19 protein-coding genes are annotated in these 19,671 nt (G+C 46.6%); 11 read left to right on the forward strand and 8 right to left on the reverse strand.

Features of this window, described 5'->3' with window-relative positions; translation table 11 throughout:
* Nucleotides 1-25 precede the first annotated feature (25 nt).
* A complete protein-coding gene (acpS, locus tag BW944_RS11750) occupies nucleotides 26-382 on the reverse strand; it encodes a holo-ACP synthase (RefSeq protein WP_076559912.1) in 357 nt (118 codons plus the stop codon).
* 113 nt (nucleotides 383-495) lie between these two features.
* Here acpS and BW944_RS11755 point away from each other — a divergent pair, with 113 nt between their 5' ends.
* Nucleotides 496-1,107, forward strand: a complete 612-nt coding sequence (locus BW944_RS11755; protein ID WP_076559914.1) for a rhomboid family intramembrane serine protease — start codon at nucleotides 496-498, stop codon at nucleotides 1,105-1,107.
* Between the two features lie 455 nt (nucleotides 1,108-1,562).
* Nucleotides 1,563-3,203: an ABC1 kinase family protein gene (locus BW944_RS11760; RefSeq protein WP_076559916.1), complete on the forward strand. Its 1,641-nt coding sequence runs from the start codon at nucleotides 1,563-1,565 to the stop codon at nucleotides 3,201-3,203.
* A gap of 44 nt (nucleotides 3,204-3,247) precedes the next feature.
* Here the strand turns inward: BW944_RS11760 and BW944_RS11765 are convergent, their stop codons facing one another.
* Nucleotides 3,248-4,705, reverse strand: coding sequence for a degradosome RNA helicase CshA (locus tag BW944_RS11765; protein ID WP_076559918.1), 1,458 nt, complete (start codon nucleotides 4,703-4,705; stop codon nucleotides 3,248-3,250).
* Nucleotides 4,706-4,908: 203 nt separating this feature from the next.
* On the opposite strand from BW944_RS11765, the gene BW944_RS11770 reads away from it, so the two are divergent.
* Nucleotides 4,909-5,826, forward strand: a complete 918-nt coding sequence (locus BW944_RS11770; protein WP_076559920.1) for a DMT family transporter — start codon at nucleotides 4,909-4,911, stop codon at nucleotides 5,824-5,826.
* Between the two features lie 53 nt (nucleotides 5,827-5,879).
* On the forward strand, nucleotides 5,880-6,737 hold the full coding sequence (locus BW944_RS11775; protein WP_076559922.1) for a DegV family protein: 858 nt from the start codon (nucleotides 5,880-5,882) through the stop codon (nucleotides 6,735-6,737).
* A 437-nt stretch (nucleotides 6,738-7,174) separates the two neighbouring features.
* Here the strand turns inward: BW944_RS11775 and BW944_RS11780 are convergent, their stop codons facing one another.
* The 4 genes from BW944_RS11780 to BW944_RS11795 form a co-directional block, all read right to left on the reverse strand.
* A complete protein-coding gene (locus BW944_RS11780; RefSeq protein WP_084193732.1) occupies nucleotides 7,175-8,449 on the reverse strand; it encodes an MFS transporter in 1,275 nt (424 codons plus the stop codon).
* 163 nt (nucleotides 8,450-8,612) lie between these two features.
* Nucleotides 8,613-8,849, reverse strand: coding sequence for a glutaredoxin family protein (locus BW944_RS11785; RefSeq protein ID WP_076559926.1), 237 nt, complete (start codon nucleotides 8,847-8,849; stop codon nucleotides 8,613-8,615).
* Between the two features lie 34 nt (nucleotides 8,850-8,883).
* Nucleotides 8,884-9,525: an SDR family oxidoreductase gene (locus tag BW944_RS11790; protein WP_234983178.1), complete on the reverse strand. Its 642-nt coding sequence runs from the start codon at nucleotides 9,523-9,525 to the stop codon at nucleotides 8,884-8,886.
* An 84-nt stretch (nucleotides 9,526-9,609) separates the two neighbouring features.
* Entirely contained in the window at nucleotides 9,610-10,074 is a 465-nt protein-coding gene (locus BW944_RS11795) for a MarR family winged helix-turn-helix transcriptional regulator (RefSeq protein ID WP_076559929.1), read from the reverse strand.
* A gap of 135 nt (nucleotides 10,075-10,209) precedes the next feature.
* Here BW944_RS11795 and BW944_RS11800 point away from each other — a divergent pair, with 135 nt between their 5' ends.
* Nucleotides 10,210-10,824, forward strand: a complete 615-nt coding sequence (locus BW944_RS11800; RefSeq protein ID WP_076559931.1) for a class I SAM-dependent methyltransferase — start codon at nucleotides 10,210-10,212, stop codon at nucleotides 10,822-10,824.
* 3 nt (nucleotides 10,825-10,827) lie between these two features.
* On the opposite strand, the gene BW944_RS11805 is transcribed toward BW944_RS11800, so the two are convergent.
* Entirely contained in the window at nucleotides 10,828-11,748 is a 921-nt protein-coding gene (locus BW944_RS11805; RefSeq protein WP_076559933.1) for a diacylglycerol/lipid kinase family protein, read from the reverse strand.
* Between the two features lie 163 nt (nucleotides 11,749-11,911).
* On the opposite strand from BW944_RS11805, the gene BW944_RS11810 reads away from it, so the two are divergent.
* The 6 genes from BW944_RS11810 to BW944_RS11835 all read left to right on the forward strand — a co-directional run bounded on the left by BW944_RS11810 (nucleotide 11,912) and on the right by BW944_RS11835 (nucleotide 18,822).
* On the forward strand, nucleotides 11,912-12,583 hold the full coding sequence (locus BW944_RS11810; RefSeq protein WP_076559935.1) for a hypothetical protein: 672 nt from the start codon (nucleotides 11,912-11,914) through the stop codon (nucleotides 12,581-12,583).
* 25 nt (nucleotides 12,584-12,608) lie between these two features.
* Nucleotides 12,609-13,844, forward strand: a complete 1,236-nt coding sequence (locus BW944_RS11815; RefSeq protein WP_076559938.1) for an efflux RND transporter periplasmic adaptor subunit — start codon at nucleotides 12,609-12,611, stop codon at nucleotides 13,842-13,844.
* A 589-nt stretch (nucleotides 13,845-14,433) separates the two neighbouring features.
* On the forward strand, nucleotides 14,434-15,426 hold the full coding sequence (locus BW944_RS11820) for an LLM class flavin-dependent oxidoreductase (RefSeq protein ID WP_084193733.1): 993 nt from the start codon (nucleotides 14,434-14,436) through the stop codon (nucleotides 15,424-15,426).
* A gap of 13 nt (nucleotides 15,427-15,439) precedes the next feature.
* Entirely contained in the window at nucleotides 15,440-16,090 is a 651-nt protein-coding gene (locus BW944_RS11825) for a VOC family protein (protein ID WP_076559941.1), read from the forward strand.
* 144 nt (nucleotides 16,091-16,234) lie between these two features.
* The gene (locus BW944_RS11830) at nucleotides 16,235-17,176 is read left to right on the forward strand and encodes a BMP family lipoprotein (RefSeq protein WP_076559943.1); all 942 of its coding nucleotides are present in this window, start codon (nucleotides 16,235-16,237) and stop codon (nucleotides 17,174-17,176) included.
* Nucleotides 17,173-18,822, forward strand: a complete 1,650-nt coding sequence (locus BW944_RS11835; protein ID WP_076559945.1) for a methyl-accepting chemotaxis protein — start codon at nucleotides 17,173-17,175, stop codon at nucleotides 18,820-18,822. Before BW944_RS11830 ends, BW944_RS11835 begins: the two co-directional genes overlap by 4 nt.
* Before the next feature lie 528 nt (nucleotides 18,823-19,350).
* On the opposite strand, the gene BW944_RS11840 is transcribed toward BW944_RS11835, so the two are convergent.
* Nucleotides 19,351-19,668 carry a thioredoxin family protein gene (locus tag BW944_RS11840; RefSeq protein WP_076559947.1) on the reverse strand — a complete coding sequence of 106 codons (318 nt, stop codon included), beginning with the start codon at nucleotides 19,666-19,668 and terminating at the stop codon, nucleotides 19,351-19,353.
* Nucleotides 19,669-19,671 lie beyond the last annotated feature (3 nt).

Here is a 19,671-nt window from a genome sequence, read left to right on the forward strand (position 1 = left end):
ATCTTTCAACAAAAGAAGCTATCGGTTACAGCTCTTCCACCACCACGTTCGCTACTGCATAATGATCACTGTGGGAAATGGAGACGAAAAAGCTGTAACTTTCCCATCCCTTTACTATGAGGACTGGTTTGCCCAATTCATCTGTGTCTACACTTATGTGTTGAAACCCTATACGTCCCACCCCTGTGCCAAGTGCTTTCCCCGTGGCTTCTTTAACAGCAAACCTCCCTGCCGCAAACTCATTCCTTCTCGTGAGTGACAGAGAATAATACCTTTCCCGTTCCCGTTCAGTCAATATTCGTTGAATCAAACGAGGGTTTCGCTTTATACTTTTTGTGATACGATTAATTTCCACGACATCTATTCCGATACCTTTAATCATTTTCTACCCTGCCCCTTACTTATTTAATCCCCGCCTAGCGGGTAACGAGAGTCTGAAATGCATCAACGAAACAATACTGCGCTTTCGAAGCTGTCAAAAAAAGGAGACCGACTATGTTTTTAAGAACCGAAAGTTTTAATGACTTCCTGAAGTTTTACCCGGTGATTGCGTTCATTATCGCCGTACACATCCTTCTCTGGCTGATGATGGATGTCCTGTCCCTCCCTTTTGCGGTGGAATGGAAACAGCTGGGAGTCGGTAATAACTACCTGATCAGCCAGGGAGAGTATTGGAGACTTATTACGCCTATATTTCTTCACGCCGGACTATCCCACACCCTGTTCAATTCCTTTTCTCTTGTCCTTTTCGGACCGGCACTGGAAAGAATGCTTGGAAAAACGAAGTTCATCCTTGCTTATTTGCTGGCAGGGATAGCCGGGAATATCGGAACGTATGCTGCGGACCCTGGAGCCTACTACTCCCACCTCGGCGCTTCCGGTGCGATCTTCGGGTTATTTGGAATCTACGCTTATATGTTATTTGCGCGCAAGGAGCTTCTTGATCAGGTCAGTTCTCAAATAATCGGTGTCATCATTGTTCTTGGACTAATTATGACGTTTCTTCAGCCGAACATCAACGTGCTTGGTCATTTGTTCGGATTCATCGGCGGAATCGCCCTTGCCCCGCCTCTTTTAAGAAATATAAAACCAGGATACTTTCGTTAAGAAAAGCGGAAACTTCCGTTTAGAAGCAATGGCGTAAGCAGGAGGCTTACTTTTCGGATCATCTTAACCGAAAATAAGGATACTGCTTATGACATGAGCTTCTGGAAGTTGGAACTGGACAAGAAAAGCGGAAACTTCCGTTTAGAAATGCTGGCATAAGTAGACTGGTCAGACGAAAGGCGCCCTTCCTTTCTCTGACCCGGGCTACTTATGACACGAATTTCTGGAATCTGGAACTGGACAAGAAAAGTGGAGCTAGCCCGTTCAGGAGTTCTGGCGTAAGCAGGGGGTTCTCTTTTCAGGCGGTTTTTCCTGGAAAAGAAATCGCTGCTTAGGACACGGACTTCTGGCTAGCGTAACTGGACAAGAAAAGTGGAGCTAGCCCAATCAGAACCCTGAACATTAAAGAACTGAAACATCATACCCTTGTCCGCTTCAACAGAAAGGAGACTATTATGCCTGTAACCACCTCGAGACGCTACCGTGAAGTGCTTAAAGTGTTCTCAAAACATGGTCTCAGCCACATCCTCGAAGGAGCCGGACTGAGACATGCGAAAAACCGATCCACCACCGGTATCCATTTACGCCAGGCCTTTGAGGAGCTCGGGACTACATTCATCAAGTTCGGTCAAATTCTGTCGACAAGGAATGACCTGCTCCCTGAAAAAATCACTTCAGAGCTCGAAAAACTCCAGACAGGTGTACCTCCGCTGCCTTTTGAAGACATTAAAGCAGTGATAGAAGAAGAACTCGGTCCTATTTCCACCGTGTTCACCCATCTGGACGAAACTCCTCTGGCTGCGGCTTCCATAGGTCAGGTACATAAGGCCAGAACCACTGAAGGGAAAGAAGTGGCAGTGAAAGTGAGGAGACCCGGCATCACGGACCAGGTCGAACTTGATCTGAAAATTTTATCAAGGCTCAGTCATCGACTCGTCCATTTTCCGAAGATGGAAGAAACCCGTCAGATCGAAGACCTCTATTATGAATTCTCGGAAACGTTGCGTACCGAACTCAATTTCCTGAAAGAAGCGGAACATATGGAGACCATCTCCCATAATTTCCATTCCTGGCCCAAGGTCCACATCCCTTCGATCGACCGGAAACGGACGACTTCCCGGGTTTTGACCATGAAATATATGGAAGGACTCCGCTTCGCCGAATTCAGCAACCAGCACAAAAACGATCCCGATTTTATCGAAACCCGTAAAGCTATCGCTGAATTTTCTGCGGAAGTTCTTCTCAAAATGGTGTTTGAAGATGGGGTCTTCCATGCGGATATCCATCAAGGGAACTTCCTCCTCGATGAGAACAACGAATTGATCATCCTGGACTTCGGAATGATCGGAACCATCGACTATCACACCCGCCAGAAACTGATGAACATCGCCCTTTCCTTCTCATCGAAGGATGCTGAATTGCTGACGGATGCACTTCTAGATATCACACTCGAATCCGGGCAGGGGGCTGAAATGGACGCTCTTACTACAGATGTGAAACGTCTCATTTCACGGACGAGCGGACGAGCCCTTGAGGATATCCCACTCGGGGAAGTACTCGGCGACCTTTTCACGATTTTACGCCGTTATCACTTGAGACTTCCACCGACAGCAGCCCTTTTGTTCAAAACGTTGATCATGGCCGAAGGGACAGGACGAGCAATCGATCCCGGATTTGAATTGCAGAGCACCCTGGAAAAACAGAGCAGACACTGGATGAAAGAACGATACCGCCCGGATCACCTCGGTAAAGATATGTGGAGATACACGAAACTGTGGAAGGACATCGGCAAAGAAACACCGCTTATGATAAAGCGGGTAATGAGAAAAGGAATGAATATAGGAGTAGAGCCGAAAGGATGGGAAAAGATCATAGCCCATTTTCATATTATGGTGAACCGCATCGCCATCACACTTCTGCTTTCCTCCTTCATCATCGCTTTGTCTCTGCTTCTTTCTGTCTTCCGGCCGGATGAAGGGTATCAGCTGCTTTCCTGGTTTCTCTGGTCCCTGTTCTTTCTATCACTCATACTTGGAATCTACCTGATCACTTCGATCTTACGCTCCAAAAATAAATTCAAAAATAAAACGCGCTAGAAGCATTATGCTTCCGGCGCGTTTTTTGTTGAATCTTATCTCACTTAACCTTTGTCTTTCTGGTTGAAGTTACGATTTCTGTTGTTGTTCTTGTTGTATGGGCGTTTTTTCTGATTACCTTTATAGGAGTTGTTACGGCCTTGGCCGCCTCCACGTTTGGACTTCCCGCCCTTGGCGTTCTTCGTGCTGATCGGCTGTACAGAAGATAGGCGAACCGGTGTCTCTTGTCTTTCCACCGTCAGCATTTTAAGAGCTGCCGCAACGAGATCCTGACCTTCATACTGGTCCATAAGATCACTTGCTGCCTGTTTGTAATCATTGATATCTTCAGCATTGAGCTTTTCGACAAGCTTCGTAACCGCAACATCCTGCTGACCTTTTTGCGCTTCCTTGTAAGAAGGAACGCGAAGTTTATCAACTTTCTTCTTCGTAAGCTTCTCGATCAGATTCAGCTGATCTTTTTCACGCGGCGTAACGAAGGAAATGGATTCCCCTTTACGTCCGGCACGACCGGTACGGCCGATACGGTGCACATAACTCTCCGGATCCTGAGGGATATCGAAGTTATACACGTGAGTTACGTCTGAAATATCAAGTCCGCGTGCTGCAACGTCTGTCGCAACCAGAATCTCAACGCGACCTTCTTTAAATTTCTTCAGTACGGACATACGTTTACCTTGGGTAAGGTCTCCGTGAATACCTTCCGCGCGGAATCCGCGTACCTGAAGAGCATCTGCTACTTCGTCGACACGGCGTTTCGTACGACCGAAGACGATAGCAAGGTCAGGCGACTGAAGATCCAGAAGACGTGTAAGAGCGTCAAATTTATGCTTTTCAGCAATCTCGACGTAATACTGATCGATATTCGATACAGTCATCTCTTTCGACTTCGTTTTAACTTCCTTCGGCGTGTTCATAAGCGTTGTGGCGATATCGCGGATCTCTTTCGGCATCGTCGCAGAGAAGAGAAGGGTCTGACGCTCTTCAGGAAGAGCTTTCAGAATATCGCGGATATCATCGATGAAACCCATGTTGAGCATTTCATCTGCTTCATCAAGGACAGCTGTATGAACCTGCTCGAGCTTGATGGTTTTTCTTCGGATATGGTCGAGGAGACGTCCTGGCGTCGCAACAACGATTTCGTTGTTCTTCAGCGCACGGATCTGACGTTCCATATTGGAGCCGCCATAAATCGGAAGTGCACGGACTCCTGCGTTTTTACCTAATCGGTTCAGCTCTTCCGCTACTTGAATCGCAAGCTCACGAGTCGGGGCTACTACGAGTCCTTGAACACCGCGTACCTGCTTGTCCACTTTTTCAATCATAGGGATTCCGAAAGCTGCAGTTTTACCGGTACCAGTCTGTGCCTGGCCGATAACGTCATGACCCTCCATTCCTAGAGGGATCGTTTGTTCCTGAATGGGTGTTGTTTCTTCAAATCCCATATGATCTAAAGCTTTCAAAATCGGATCTGATAAACCTAATGAATTAAATTTAGTCACGTTCTTTGCATACTCCTTCTGTGTGAAAATCCATTATCACAGTAAAAAAAGCCTTCTGCCACTTACTTCTTTGGAGAGGCCCTCGTTGACGAACGGATTCACTTGTTAATTGACTATCCTCATTCTACACCCTTTTCCATTACTTTTCAATCATATTATGTGATAGAATGATATTACCTATTTTAATCAAAGGAGGAATCGCGTTGGACAGGCCTCCTGCAACCATATATGCCGTTCTCGCCGTGGCGGTTCTGTCTATTTCCGCCTCGGCTATATTCGTACGTCTCGCGGGAGATGTACCAGCAGCTATCATCGCTTTTTACCGGCTCGGCATCGCTGTAGCAATCATGACGCCCTGGGTGATAGTGAAGCACCGTAATCACCTAGCATCTATAACGAAAAAAGACGCGCTTTCTTCCATGCTTTCCGGTATTTTTCTCGCAGCTCATTTCATATTATGGTTCGAGTCCCTAAAATATACATCCGTCGCAAGTTCCGTCGTACTCGTCTCCCTGCAGCCGATTTTCGCGTTTCTCGGAACGTATTTCTTTTTCCGGGAACGGTTCACGGCCGGAGCCGTCTTGAGTATGATGATCGCCATCACGGGAAGTGTGATTATCGGATGGGGAGATTTCCAGGCCGGGGGAGATGCTTTATACGGAGATATCCTTGCACTTCTCGGGGGGATGATGGTCACCGGTTACTTCCTGATCGGACAAAGCGTAAGGAAACGCCTCACCCTCACTTCTTACACATGGCTTGTGTATGGAATGGCAGCCATTGCGCTGTTCATATACAACCTTCCGTCCCTTTCATCGTTTTCCGGATATAGCGGAAACCAGTGGCTCATCTTTTTGATGCTGGCACTTATACCGACCTTTTTGGGGCATTCCCTGTTGAACTGGTCCCTGAAGTGGGTGAGTACTTCTAAAATCTCGATGGCCGTTCTTTTGGAACCCGTCGGAGCCTCTATTCTCGCCTATCTTCTTTTCGGAGAGTCGTTAAGCTGGTCCCAGGTACTCGGCGGTGCAGTGGTCATTTTCGGTTTGATGATTTTCATATTGAGCACGACCCGGAAAAGAAAACCCACCCTTTCCTATACAGCGAGAAAGCGGGGATGAGCTTCTGTTATAATCAACGAATCATTACCTTTAGAGAGAGCAGGTGAATCGTTATGGCAATCCAGATCGTTATTGATGGAGGAGCGGATGTTCCTTCCTCTTTCATTGAAGAACATAATATCAAAGTGGTCCCTCTCAACCTCCATTTCGGAGAAGACCAGTACAAAACAGGGATGGATCTCGATCTTCCCGATTTTTACCGGAAGCTGAAAGAGGCCGACGAACTCCCGAGATCGTCTTCCCCTAGCCCGAATGATTTCTATGAAATGTTCAAATCCATCGATCCGGGCACCCCTATCCTGAACCTCGCCCTCACACAAGGGCTGAGCAGTACCTACGAGCATGCTGAATTAGGTAAAAAGATGCTCCTCGAAGAAGAACCGGACCGCTCCATAGCCGTCATAAACACGAAAACCGCTTCATGCGGTATCGCTTTGCTGGCGGATGATGCCGTAAAAAGAATCGAAGAAGGGATGCCTTTCCACGACCTCGTCAAACATATGGAAGAACGCCTTGAAAAAGCGACGACCCTCTTTGTTCTGAAAACCCTGGAAAACGTCATCAAAGGGGGAAGACTCGACCGCGTCAAAGGAGCAATAGCAAAAACCCTTAACATCAAACTGCTCATGAAAGCGACCGAAGTCAAAGGCGATATCGATGTCATAGAAAAGGTGCGTGGAAATAAAAAAGCGATCCGTCGCTTCGTCGAACAGATCGGGGAGTACACCACTGATTTCGAAGACAAAGTCATCGCTGTTTCCCATTGCAATGATGAAGAAAACGCGAAAGCACTCCTGGAAAAAATCCAGTCCACCTATCCGTTCAAGGAAGCGATCCTTACAGAAATGGGGCCGCTCATTTCGACTTACTCCGGAGAAGGCGGCCTTGTGATCGCCTTTTATAAAGATTAAAAAGAAAAGCGAAGGCGACTGTTCAGCTTCCTACGCATAAGTGGACGGGCCTGGCTTCGGGTGAACTCTCCCGAAACAGGATTGGCCACTTATGTCGCAGGAAGCTAGGAGCCATAGCTAGATCAAGAAAAACGGAAAAGCCCGTTTAGAAGTTCTAAAATAAACGGATACCCCTGGCTTCGAGTGTTCTTTCTCGAAACAGGGGTATCCGTTTATTTTATGTACTTTTGGGCTTTAGAGCTGGACAATGAAAAGCGGAAACTTCCGTTTAGAAACTACTGGCATAAGCAGGTTGGTCAGATAAAAGGTGTTCTTTCCTTTTTCTGATCCGAGCTGCTTATGCCATGAATTTCCAGGGTAAATAAAAGCAAGGAAACAGCCATGTGTGAGCTGCTTCCTTGCTTTTTTAGATGATTGATAAAGAAAAACGAATCCCTTCAACTTCCGGCATCGACACCATAGTCTCCGGGGTCCGGTTTTGGTGATAACAACGCAAGAACCACGGCAGCCACAGGGAAAATAAGAATGGCAAGAATCGCCTCCTGATAGCCTCCGAACAAATCGTAAAAAACACCGAATGGAAGCGGCCCGAGCGCAGACCCTATCACCATGACTGTCTGGGCAAGACCTTTAATGCTTCCAAGGTGCATCCTGCCGAAATAATTGGGCCAGACGATGTTCAGAGCAATCCTTTCAAACCCGTTGACCATCCCCCATACGACAGCGAACGAAAATGCAAGAACAACGGAATCAGTAAAGAAAAGAAGAAGGAGTGTGACGACATGTCCAAAGAAGGTAATCGCCAAAATATAGTGAATAGAGAAACGATCCGCCAGATAACCGGTTAGAAATGTAGTAGGAAATCCGACAATGGCCATCACCGACAGGATGGTAGCCGCAATACCCACACCGAGACCTTTCATATCCATGATCGACACTATGTGAAAAGTAACGGCAGTATTCACAAGAGCAGGTACAGAAACACAGAACAAGATAAACCAGAACGTCCTCGTCTGCATTGCCTGCTTAAGTGTCCAGCTCACTTCACTGATTTCACCGCTTATCTCTTCATCCCCGGGCTTCCGATGAGCCTCCCCGTCGGGCAAAGCACCTACATCTTTGGGTTGGTTTCTGACAAGCCAGACTGTAATCGGAACAAATATGACTAGTACGGACACACCGAGGGTCATCCATGCTGTACGCCAGCCGAATGATTCAATCAGCCAGGCGTTCAAGGGCGGGAACAATGCCGAACTTGCGAAAGTACCTACCGCCATGACACTGAGTGCCCGGCCCCGTTTTTTGATGAACCACTGCGGAACGAGCGTATTAGGAACAAGAGTCATCGACCCCTGGCCAAGAAGACGGATCAGAAAGAAACCGATGAACATCATGACAGGCCCGACAATGGCCGCATTCCAGAAAAGAGCGATCGATAAACCGATCCCTACTCCGATCATCATGAAGCGCTGCCCGAAACGATCCACCATTCTCCCTACCATGAAAAGAGTGAACCCCGCCACCAGCGTGGCTGCGGAATACAAACCGGAGACCATGGAGCGGCTGAAGCCGAACTCCTCGATGTAATAGTCTATGAAAATCGAATTGGAATATGTCTGACCAGGCCCTGAGAAGAACACTCCCAGCGCCGCAACAAAAACGATCACCCAGCCGTAATAAAATTTTGTATGTATCGGCGGTTTTTGATTCATACCTGTACCCTCCTTACTTCTGCACATAAAAAAACGGACTCCCCGTTTTTTCTTATCAATTCTTCCATTATATTCTTTTCACCGGAAATGAGAAACCTATTTGTTCATTGGATCGCCCTCACAAAAATAAAAAGGCAGAGAAAAATTCTCTCTGCCCTTTTATTTAAGCGGATAATTTTTTCTTCAATCTGTTTTCCTGTACCCCGAGCACCTCTTCTTTATTTACGAAAGTTACAGGCGTGCCGTAGACACCCTCATCCTGCATCATCTTTCTGTATTCAGGATGACCTGTAATCAGTCGTTCCTCATACACCACGCCCCATGAATTAAGTAAGTCTCTGACTTTATCACATTGGGCACACGGTTCACTCGTATATAAGATAACACGATTCTCACTCACTCTTAACCCCTCCCAGATGTCTCATTAATCATGTCTAGTGGCGGAATAAATCCTCCACTGGGGTGTCTCCTTCAACTACATCAAAACTTTTATTTTCAGCTTTCGGATGTTTCAATGCCTTCACCAGAACATCTGCTACATCTTCTCTTGAAATCGATTCTCCCCCGTTCACATGTTCACTAAGGAAGACTCTCCCCTTGCCTTCACCATTTGTAAGTGGGCCTGGGCGAATGATCGTATAAGGAACCCCTGATTTTTTCAAATATTCATCTGCTCTATGTTTAGCGAAGAGATAATGTTTGATGGAATGATCACCCGCTTCCGGACGATCCGCAGCCATGGAACTCAGCATCACGAAGCGTTGAACTCCGAAATGTACAGCTCTGTCTGTAGCTTTGATCGCTCCTTCCTGATCGATGATGATCGTCATTTCTGCACCAGTCTCCTTACTTGAACCGGCAGCAAAGATCACTGCGTCAACATCCGCATAAGCGGATTCGAAATCTTTCTCCAAATCTCCCATGACAGCGGTTACACCTTTTTTCTCGAACATTTCTTTCTGATCTTTAGAACGTACCATTGCTACAGGAGTGTAGTCCGTCTGTTGTATCTTTTCGACGATCAGTCTTCCTACTTTCCCTGCGGCTCCTATGACTAGAACTTTTATCAGAAACACCTCCTCCACACTTGTCTATGCCTTTCATTACCCGTTCAGCTCCAGAAAAAAACCCAAACAAAAAAAGCAGGAGAGACTTTCCTCCTACTTTTTCAACTCATCCGCATACATCCCGAGCTTTTTCAAAAGAGGGATGACCTGTTCCTTTTCTTCTTCTGTAATACCGCCCATCACTGTCTCAAGGCGCTTCCAGTGATCTGGGAAGATCTGATTCAACAAATCTCTTCCTTTGTCGGTGATTGCCGCATAGGTGATACGTCGATCACTCGGACAAGGAATACGTTCGAGGTATCCTTTTTTCTCCAGTTTGTCCACCACATACGTGATGCTTCCGCTGGCGAGCAGAATTTTTTCTCCGATTTTCTGAAGAGGCTGCTCCCCCTGATGGTAGAGAAGTTCCATGACTCCGAACTCTGTCGGATTCAAGCCATGCTTTTGTATGTCGTCTTTCGCCAAATCGGCGATCGCCCTTTCCGCTTTTGCCAACACCACAAACAATTTAAGGGAAGGATCTTCTTTTTTCTTGCGGTACAGCTCCTGTTCATCCATGCCTTTCGTCCTCTCCTGAGTATTCTCTTATCGTTAGTATAGGTATCTCCTTCATCGTATGTCAAACCTGTTGTATTTCCCTGTTCTGTGTCATAATTACTCTATCATGAAATAAGCAGAAAGCGGTGTATATTATTGCTAGAAGATACAGGTGAAAGAGTCATACCGGAATTCATGAGTCCTGAAAACACATTGTTGCTTGAACATATAGCTCGTTATCAATTCGCTCTTCGTTATCTGCACGGGCGTGTACTGGACCTCTCCTGTGGTGCGGGGTATGGCACTCATATGATTGCCAAGCATAGAAAAAAGGAAGTCGAAGAAGTACTCGGCGTAGATATCGATGAAAAAATCATCCATTATGCCAAAGGGAAGTATTATCATCCCAACTCTTCCTTCGAGGTACACAACGCTGTCGATGAGAACCTGCCGGAAAAAATCGGAACGTTCGATTGTATCGTCAGTTTTGAAACGATCGAACACATTGAAGAAGAGACTGAACTACTTCACAACTACTACCGTCTTTTAAAACCGGGTGGAACCCTGATCGTCTCCACACCCTTCGGAAAAGGACGGGGCGAGCCGTGTGGGTCACCCTTCCACATTCACCAACTGACGGTAGCTGAATTCAAAGAACTGTTCACTGAATATGAAGAGATCTCCTTTTACTTTCAACAGGGAGTTCTCATTGAACCGCCTCAGGAGAGCGTCCATTATCCTCTTGGTATCGCGGTTGCCACCAAGCCTTGATCCTTACTCACTGAATGCTACATGAGTTCCGACATTCCCGGTAAGGAAAGATAGCCGCTTCGGCAACAGGGTTATCTCTGAAGGGGTCTCCCCTTCAATCTCCCCGTCCTGGTCCACTTCTTCAACCGGGTCCGTGGAAATCTTGATATGGGAAGCTTTCGCATAAGCAAGCTCACGGAAATTATCTTCATTTGTCCAGGGACGGCTCATCGTCATAAGCTCACGGAAGAGACGGAAGTTCGAATCCTTGATCACCATCACGTTGAAGTATCCGTCATCGATTCTCACATCAGGGTCAGGAACTTGACGGGTGCCTATGAAAGAGCCGTTCATCACCATCAGCATAACAGCTTCCCCTTCCATTTTCTTACCATCCACTTCCATCTGATAAGAGAAGGTTTCAGCACCACTCATCGTTTTAAAAGCACTGATGAAGTAACTCAGCACTCCGAGACTGTCTTTTTGGTCTTCATCAATATTATGCGAAGTCCTGGTTACAAGACCGATCCCCCAGAAGTTCGCAAAATATCTTCCCTCCGACTTCCCTATATCCACTTTCTTACCTTTACCCTCCACAAGCTGATGGGCAGCCTGATTCAGGTTCATCGGCAATCCAAGCATCCTCGCAAAATCATTACACGTTCCTGCGGGCAGGACACCGAACACAGGAGGATTTTCTACTTCCGCGAAAATATTCACGCATTCATGGACTGTACCATCGCCGCCCAGAATGAAAAAAACGTCAATATCCTGTTTATATCGTTCCGCTGTGAGGTGTAAATCATCAATGCCCTCTGTCTGTACTGTTATCAGCTCTTTCACTGCTTCTGCGAGTACAGGCAGTACTTGTGATAAATTATGTTCAATCTCCGTCTTACCGGCATTCGCATGATATACAAGTAGTCCTTTATCAAAACGCGGCATGGGAATGCGCCTCCTCTACATATACACATCTCAGTTATCATTTCCTTTCTTTTCTTTCTTTAAACTTTGAGGGAATGGAAATAACAGTCGTTAACGTCTAGTAAGTTATGACAAATTCAGTTAAAATGATTTAAGAATAGACACAGTAAAAAGGATGAACCTAATGATATATTCAGTAAACCTTTGGAAATTGTTTTGGAAAAGGGATGAAGAGTTATGGAAATTGAGCCAGGCGGAAAAAATCCGCAATGTATGGAACATGCTTTTTTTCCTGGTTCTCGCTTCTATCCTTACTTTTGTTTGGACAGCCTGGATCGGACTCGGAACAGATCCTGTTTCAGCTAACATGATAGAACTGAACCGGTTGGAGTATGAATGGAGAAAAGCATGGTTCGGACTCGGAAGAATCGGATACGCTCTGTTGTTTTCCGGTTTCATCCTTTTCTTTTCTACACTCATCTTTTGGCTTTTCAACACCGCTTCTTATAAACGTATCATGGTTATGCAGATGAACGTACTTCTCGTGATGCTGTTGGAACGCATCACCTGGATTCCACTCCTTACATACGCAGGACTCGATTGGTTCGTCTCGCCGCTTTCGTTCGGAGTAGTCACTTCTTACTTCACGGATATTACGTGGGTCATTTACTTTTTCGGAGCGATCTCCCTGTTCCAGCTGTTCATCATCTGGTATCAGATTTCTTCTCTGAAGAAGATATCCTCCACACGCCCTGTATGGATATGGATAGGGGTTATCCTATGGCATCTGATACTATGGGCTGGCGCTGCAGCTCTCAGTTATTTTGATATTGCACTCGTTTACTTGCTTAGATAATTCTTAGAAAGCAGAGGTACATCGTATGACAAAAAAGAGCAGAGTAATCAGACGGATTACCGGGGTAGTTATGATTTTATTCATTACCCTGAACGGGCTTTTGATTTATTTCGACCAGAAAGACCGCGTCACAGATAAATCATATATCGAAGAATGGTCCCAGAGTTTCACGGGAGATATATTCGAACGTCTCGAAACAGATGGGGTATTCGCTTCATCCGAACAAAACGAAGTATATTTCGACCATGACAGAGGAAGCTTCAACGAATTCCTCGTCGCTCAGGGAGATGAAGTGAGCGAAGGAGACGATTTGTACACGTATGACGTCAACAACTATGCTTCCAGACAAGGGGAACTCGAATCAGAAGTCACCCGACTTGAAGATGAAATCGATGCTATCGAAGAATATATCGACGAAGTCGAAGATTATAACGTACCGGAACCTGATACGGATATTGAGGATGAAGATTACGATCATCCGGTCCCTTCTTCCTATGTAGAAACCGAATTTGAAAAAGAAGAACAAGTCGCCGAAAAAGAAATGGAACTTGCGCAGAAAGAAGCGGAACTTTCCATGGTGGAAGACCAACTCGATCAACTCGAAGAAGGTGGAGAAACGATAACCGTCACCAGCTCATTCGAGGGAACGGTCACGGATATTTCCAAATCACTTGAAGATCCGGTTCTGACTCTTCAATCGACCGAATTGCTGCTTCGAGGTAATTTATCCGAGCAAGAAAGGAAACGAGTCGAAGAAGGAATGACGACTATTGCCGAGATACCGGAAGATGACATTGTCGTAAGCGGTGAGATCTCCCTTCTCAACGAATTTCCGGAGGATACGAACCTGCATTTGAACAGCACCTACCCTTTCGAAGCTGATGTAAGCACGGATGATGCAGAAATTCTCCCAGGGTACCATGCGGACGTGGACATCATTACTGATGAATCCATCGAAACGACGGCTGCTCTTGAGAAAGCCCTCATCGCAGAAGAGAATCTTTATGCATGGGTCATGAATGAAGAAGGACTTATGGAGAGAAGGTCGATCGAAACAGGACTTGATGAAAAGAATATAGTAGAAATCACGGAAGGGCTTGAATCCGGGGAATGGCTTGCTGTTGAGCAGAAAGATGAATTCCGTAACAATGCACCATTCATCACTCCTCTCGACCTGGACAACCTGGAAGTCAAACGTCTCTTCTCGCTGGAAACCGGCACTATGATCACTTACGGACTCCTTGGACTCCTCAGCAGGTAAAAAGAAAAGCGGAACCACCCGCTTAGAAGTTCTGGCGTAAGCAGAGGTTTCTGTTTTCAGGTGCTTTTCCCTGAAAAAGAAATCACTGCTTAGGTCACGGACTCCTGGGTGGTGCAGCTAGACAAGAAAAGCGGATGCGTCCGCTTAGAAATACTGGCATAAGTAGACCGGGCAGACAAAAGGCGTTCTTCCCTTTTTCTGATCCGAGCTACTTATGACACGAATTTCTGGACGCTATAGCTAGACAAGAAAAGCGGAAAAGGCCGTTCAGAAGCTCTAAGATAAGCGGATGCGCCTGGCTTCGGGTGACTTTCCCCGAAACAGGGGTGGCCGCTTATCTTATGGGCTTCTGGGCTTTGCAGCTAGACAAGAAAAGCGGAACCACCCCGCTTGGAAACAAAAACACATTGAGAAAAAATCATAGCACCGTTCTTCCTTAAAACCTTCCCGTTCCTGCCGGGAGGGTTTTTTATTTGCATTTCTTCCTCCCTGGTGCCACGATTAAAGTAGTGTTTGTCCCTGGCAAACGCACATTCTTACATTAATAAATTTAAATGGTTTCCGTTATAATAGAAAGGAAAAGATACTTATGAAATTGAGTGTATTGGATCAGTCCCCTATCCTTGCAGACATGGACCCGGAAAAAGCTCTCCAGCAAACCACCGAACTCGCCGCCTACGTGGACAAGCTCGGCTTCCATCGGCTCTGGGTGTCTGAACATCATAGCACCAACAGCCTGGCCGGTTCCGCTCCCGAAATTTTGGCCACACACTTGGCTGCGAATACCGAACGGATCCGGATCGGTACAGGAGGAGTGCTTCTCCCCCATTACAGCGCTTATAAAGTAGCGGAAAGTTTCCGTGTACTCGAAACGTTGTATCCGAACCGCATCGACCTTGGTGTCGGACGTGCTCCGGGCGGTATGCCTAACGTGAATCTCGCTTTAAATCGAGGCAAACTACCAAAAGTCGAGGATTATCCGAAACAGGTAGAACAGTTGATGAGCTATCTGCACGGAGAAGACCCTGCAAATATGGATATCTACGCTACCCCTAAAGGGGCCAGCAGTCCGGATGTCTGGATGCTTGGTTCAAGTGGCACGAGCGCGCGCCTGGCCGCCGATCTCGGAACATCCTATTCGTTCGCCCACTTCATCAACGGGCACGGGGGAATGGGAGCGATGGACAGATACAGGAACCACTTCACTTCTTCTATACAACAATCTGAACCGAAAGGGAACGTTTCTGTATTCGCCGTATGTGCAGATACACAGGAACAGGCAGAGTATTTGGCCTCGAGCCTTGATCTTGCCCTGTTGCTCATTGAGCAGGGAGGCGTGAGACACCATTTCCCTACGCCTGAAGAAGCGATGGATTATTCCTATTCTTTCTTCCAACAGGAAAGAATCAAAGAAAACCGGAAACGGATGATTATCGGTGATCAAAAAACCGTAAAAGAAGAAATTGAATCTCTCGCTGATGGGTACGGAGTAGACGAAGTGATAGTGAATACTATCGTCCACCCATTCGAAGAACGTCTGCGCTCTTATGAACTCATCGCCGATGCTTTCAACCTGACTTAGGAGGGATATCGACATGCTTGCGATCGATCATATCGTAGTGACCACAACCGATGCAGAACAGGACCGTCTCTCTTTCACCTCTCAATACGGGTTACAGGGGACGGGCGGTGGCAATCATCCTGATTGGGGCACCCACAATGAACTTTGTTTTTTCGATAATCGCTTTTATATCGAATGGCTCGGAGTCAGTGATGCCTTAACAGCGGAAAAATCGGAAAATCCTCTGATCCGCCAGATGCTTCAACAACAAACCGGAAACACAATTCAAATCGCTCTCCGCACCGATAACATGGACGATTTTCTGGAGTACTATGAAAAAGAGGGCATTGAATACGAGGGACCTTTCCCGGGAGCCCGCAGACGAAAAGACGGATCGCTCTTGGAGTGGCGCATGCTTTTTCCGAAACACGAAACGGTACCCCTCCCCTTTTTAATCGAATGGAACGGGGACAATTTCCCACAGGATCCTGTTTATATCAATCCACTCTCCGACACGATGATTGAATACGGTACAGAGCATAGTCGTTCAGAGAGTGCAGAAGTATTCCGGAATATTTTCCGTTTCCCGAAAGATGATTCTGAAGCTTTCACTCTTACCAACGGGCAATTGTTTGTCACAGAACAATCGAGAATCATAACGTACCTCGATCATATTATGCTTTAGCTGCAGGCTCTCCCTGCAGCTTTTTTTATTCAGTCATTTTTCTGATATTTCAGACTTCCATTTTTTACTTATAACCTTTTAAGAGTGTGTCATTCTTTCCGATATAAATAGATGTCAGACAACATAGAACAAGGAGAGTGAATGATGAAATATACAACTATGATCCTTTTACTGTTCTGCTTTTTGTTTCTCGCAGGTTGTGCCGAAGAATCGGCGCAATCAGAAGAGACCATCAGCGCAGGACTTGTCGTAACAGATAGCGGGCTCGGAGATAATGCATTCAGTGACCTTGCATTCCAGGGGTTGGAACAGGCACGGGATGAACTGGATATCTCTTTTGATTACCGCGAACCGGTCGACCAAAACTACGAAGAACACCTTCGTACCTTAGTCGAAGATGACCATGATGTAATCATCGGGCTCAGTTTTAACATTCAAGAGGCTATGGAAAAGGTGGCCGAAGAATACCCGGAACAGCAATTTGTACTCATTGATGCAGAATCATCGCTTGAAAACATCACTTCCATCACTTTTAAAGAAGATGAAGGGAGTTATCTGATCGGTATGATTGCGGCGATGAAAACGGAAACCGATACCGTCGGGTTCATCGGCGGAGAAGAAATCCCGGTGGTCCAAAAATTTGAAAATGGCTTCAAAGAAGGAATTCAGGCTGTAAGTCCGGACACCGAAGTACTGACGGAATACAGTGGGACATTCGGAGATGATCAGCTCGGCAAAGAAATCGCCGAATCCATGATTGAACAGAATGCCGATTACATATTTCCTTCCGCTGGTTTCACAGGTGTAGGAGCTCTCCAGGCCGCAGACGAAGCCGGGATCTACGCATTCGGTGTCGACAGTGACCAAAGCTTTTTAGCGGAAGACGCAGTAGTTACGTCCATGACCAAAAACTTGAACGTAGCCATCTTTGACGTCGTCGAACAAGTCGCACAAGGAGAGTCACTCACAGGGGATACGCTCACTCTCGGGCTCGCCGAGGGAGGAGTAGGGCTGGCCCCGATCCGCCTGATTGACCTTTCCCCGGATCAGCAGCAGATGCTCGATGAAAGGAGGAATGCCGAATGACGATCAAACGACGGCTTTACGTCATGACGCTCATCCCTCTTCTTCTTAGTCTCGGGCTTGTAACCTGGATAGTTTTTCAGATGATGGACCTGCAAAGTTCCTCGAAGGAAGATGTTGATGCGCTTCTTTCAGCTCAGCAACTGAACAGTGAATTGATTTCCGCGGAACAGGCACTGAACACGTATGCCCAGAACCCTACCCAGGCCTCAAGGCAGCAGGCACTTACAAAGATGGAAAGTACGAAAGGAACAATCGATGACTTGGCAACTCTAATCCAGACAGAGGCACAGTCTCACTGGTTAGACAGAGCCGCTCAAAAATATGAGACGTGGAACGAAGCGGCGATCCAAGCTGTGGAGAATAGAGATATCAACGAAACACGCAGACAGGCATCCAGAAGTGCCGGTATTGTAAATGATGCCTACAACCTACAGGAGGTATCCGATGAGAATTACTCAGAAACGGTAGCCACTCAGCAGCAATCCATCAGCGGACTGATTACGTTCGCTATTATTGCAGCTGTCATCCTGCTTCTTGCGTCCCTGTTTTTCACAACGAGACTTACCAGACACATCGCCTTGCCTATCCGTCGTCTCGCCGAACAGGCTGAACGCGCAGCGGATGGAGAATTGTCGATGACTATAGAGACGGATGAAAAAGAAAGAGATGAAATCGGACAGCTGAAACGATCCTTCCAAACGATGCTCACAAATCTCCAAAAAACGGTGGATTCCGTCCACTACATCGGAGAACGTGTCGAAACGTTCAGTAAGAGTCTGAATCAGGAAATGGAAACACTCTCCGAAGGAAGTCAACAAGTGGCTTCATCTACGGACGAACTCGCCCAGGGGAGCCAATCCATCTCCACAGATGTTCAGGATGTAGTAGTGCTGACAGATAACATGAACGATCAGTTCTCCGTCAACGCAGAAGAAAGCAAAGAATCCTCCAAGGCCGGTGAGACGGCAATTTCAAGTATTGCCAAGGGAAGAAATGCAATTAGACAGCAGCAGCTGTCCATGGACGAGAGTCGTTCTTCTTTAAGTACGGTCAAAGAATCCGTCGACCGTTTCACAGAGTACACAGATCAGATCGAAAAAGCCGTTCATCTCGTCAACGACATCTCAGAACAGACGAACCTGCTGGCTCTGAACGCGGCGATTGAAGCAGCACGCGCCGGTGAACACGGAAAAGGGTTCGCAGTTGTTGCGGAAGAAGTGAGGAAACTTGCAGATCAATCTACAACGGCGACATCCGACATCGCGCGTATGGTAGAACAGATCAAGTCAGGAGTTACAGCCATCCACACCCAGACGGAAGAGACCATCACTGCGAGCGAGAAACAGGCGGAAGCGGTGGAAACCTCGGAGACTTCCTTCTCTGAAATCCAGAGCAATGTGGAAACGATGAACAACCGTCTTCAGCAGTTGGCTGTCAATATGGAAACCTCCCGTGAGCAAAGCGAGCAGGTGGCCGCTTCCATGCAGAACATAAGCTCCATCACAGAAGAAACAGCCGCCGGAACAGAAGAAATTTCCGCCTCGGCAGAAGAACAGCAACGTTCGTTCAAAGAAATGCAGAAAGAAACGGAAAATCTCGAACAAATGGTCAAAGACCTGAACGAACAACTTAAGAGATTTTATTAAAAAGAAAGGCTCTGTTAAAGCCTGTTGTTGATTTTAGGTACGGAGGGTGGAGACGCCTGCGGGAGGAGCATGAACGGAAAATCACCGGAATCGAACGTAGAGAGATTCCGGAAGTTTACGTCATGCCCGCGGCAAGCTTCCACCCGTAGAACGAAAATCAACCAGGAACGATAACAGACCCTTTTCAAAAAAGATATGGCTACTTATGGCTCCGGTTTCTATGTGACGGAGCTAGATAGGAAAAGCAGTGCCATTCTGCTTAGAAGCACTGTCATAAGCAGAGCATTCTAAAAATACTTTCGATACTTACTCAAGTTGTGCGACGTTCATGGCACCAGAACCTGCGTGAACGTAGTGTAAAAATATTTGTGACCCGCTCACACCGGTGAAGCTCAGCTGAACGTCGTAATACTTGAAGAAATGCAACGTTCAAAGCTTCACCTTCTTTTTGAACGTCGCACAATCCACTTCCACCATAAAAAAAGCGTGAGCCCCTGAAATATACTCTCAGGACTCACGCTTTTCATTTTATAAACTCTTTTCGAGAAAACTCTCCACTTCTTCAGGAGTTTTAGCATTCGCACTGTGTAAATGAGCGATCTTTTCTCCCTTTTGGAAGATCAGAATGCTCGGAATCCCCATGACTTCATACTGCTCGGCGAGTCCAGGCACTTCATCACTATTCACTACAAACCACTCATAGGCGTTGTACTCTTCCAATATATCTCCTATAAACATGTCCATCCGTTTACAGTCCGGACACCAATCCGCTTCAAATTTCAAAATCACAGGCTCCTCTTTTTCAATTACCGCCTGAAACTGTTCTGTTGTATGAATTCCCTGCATCGT

This window comes from Salimicrobium flavidum (assembly GCF_900156645.1).
GTDB classification, from domain to species: Bacteria; Bacillota; Bacilli; order Bacillales; family Halobacillaceae; genus Salimicrobium; species Salimicrobium flavidum.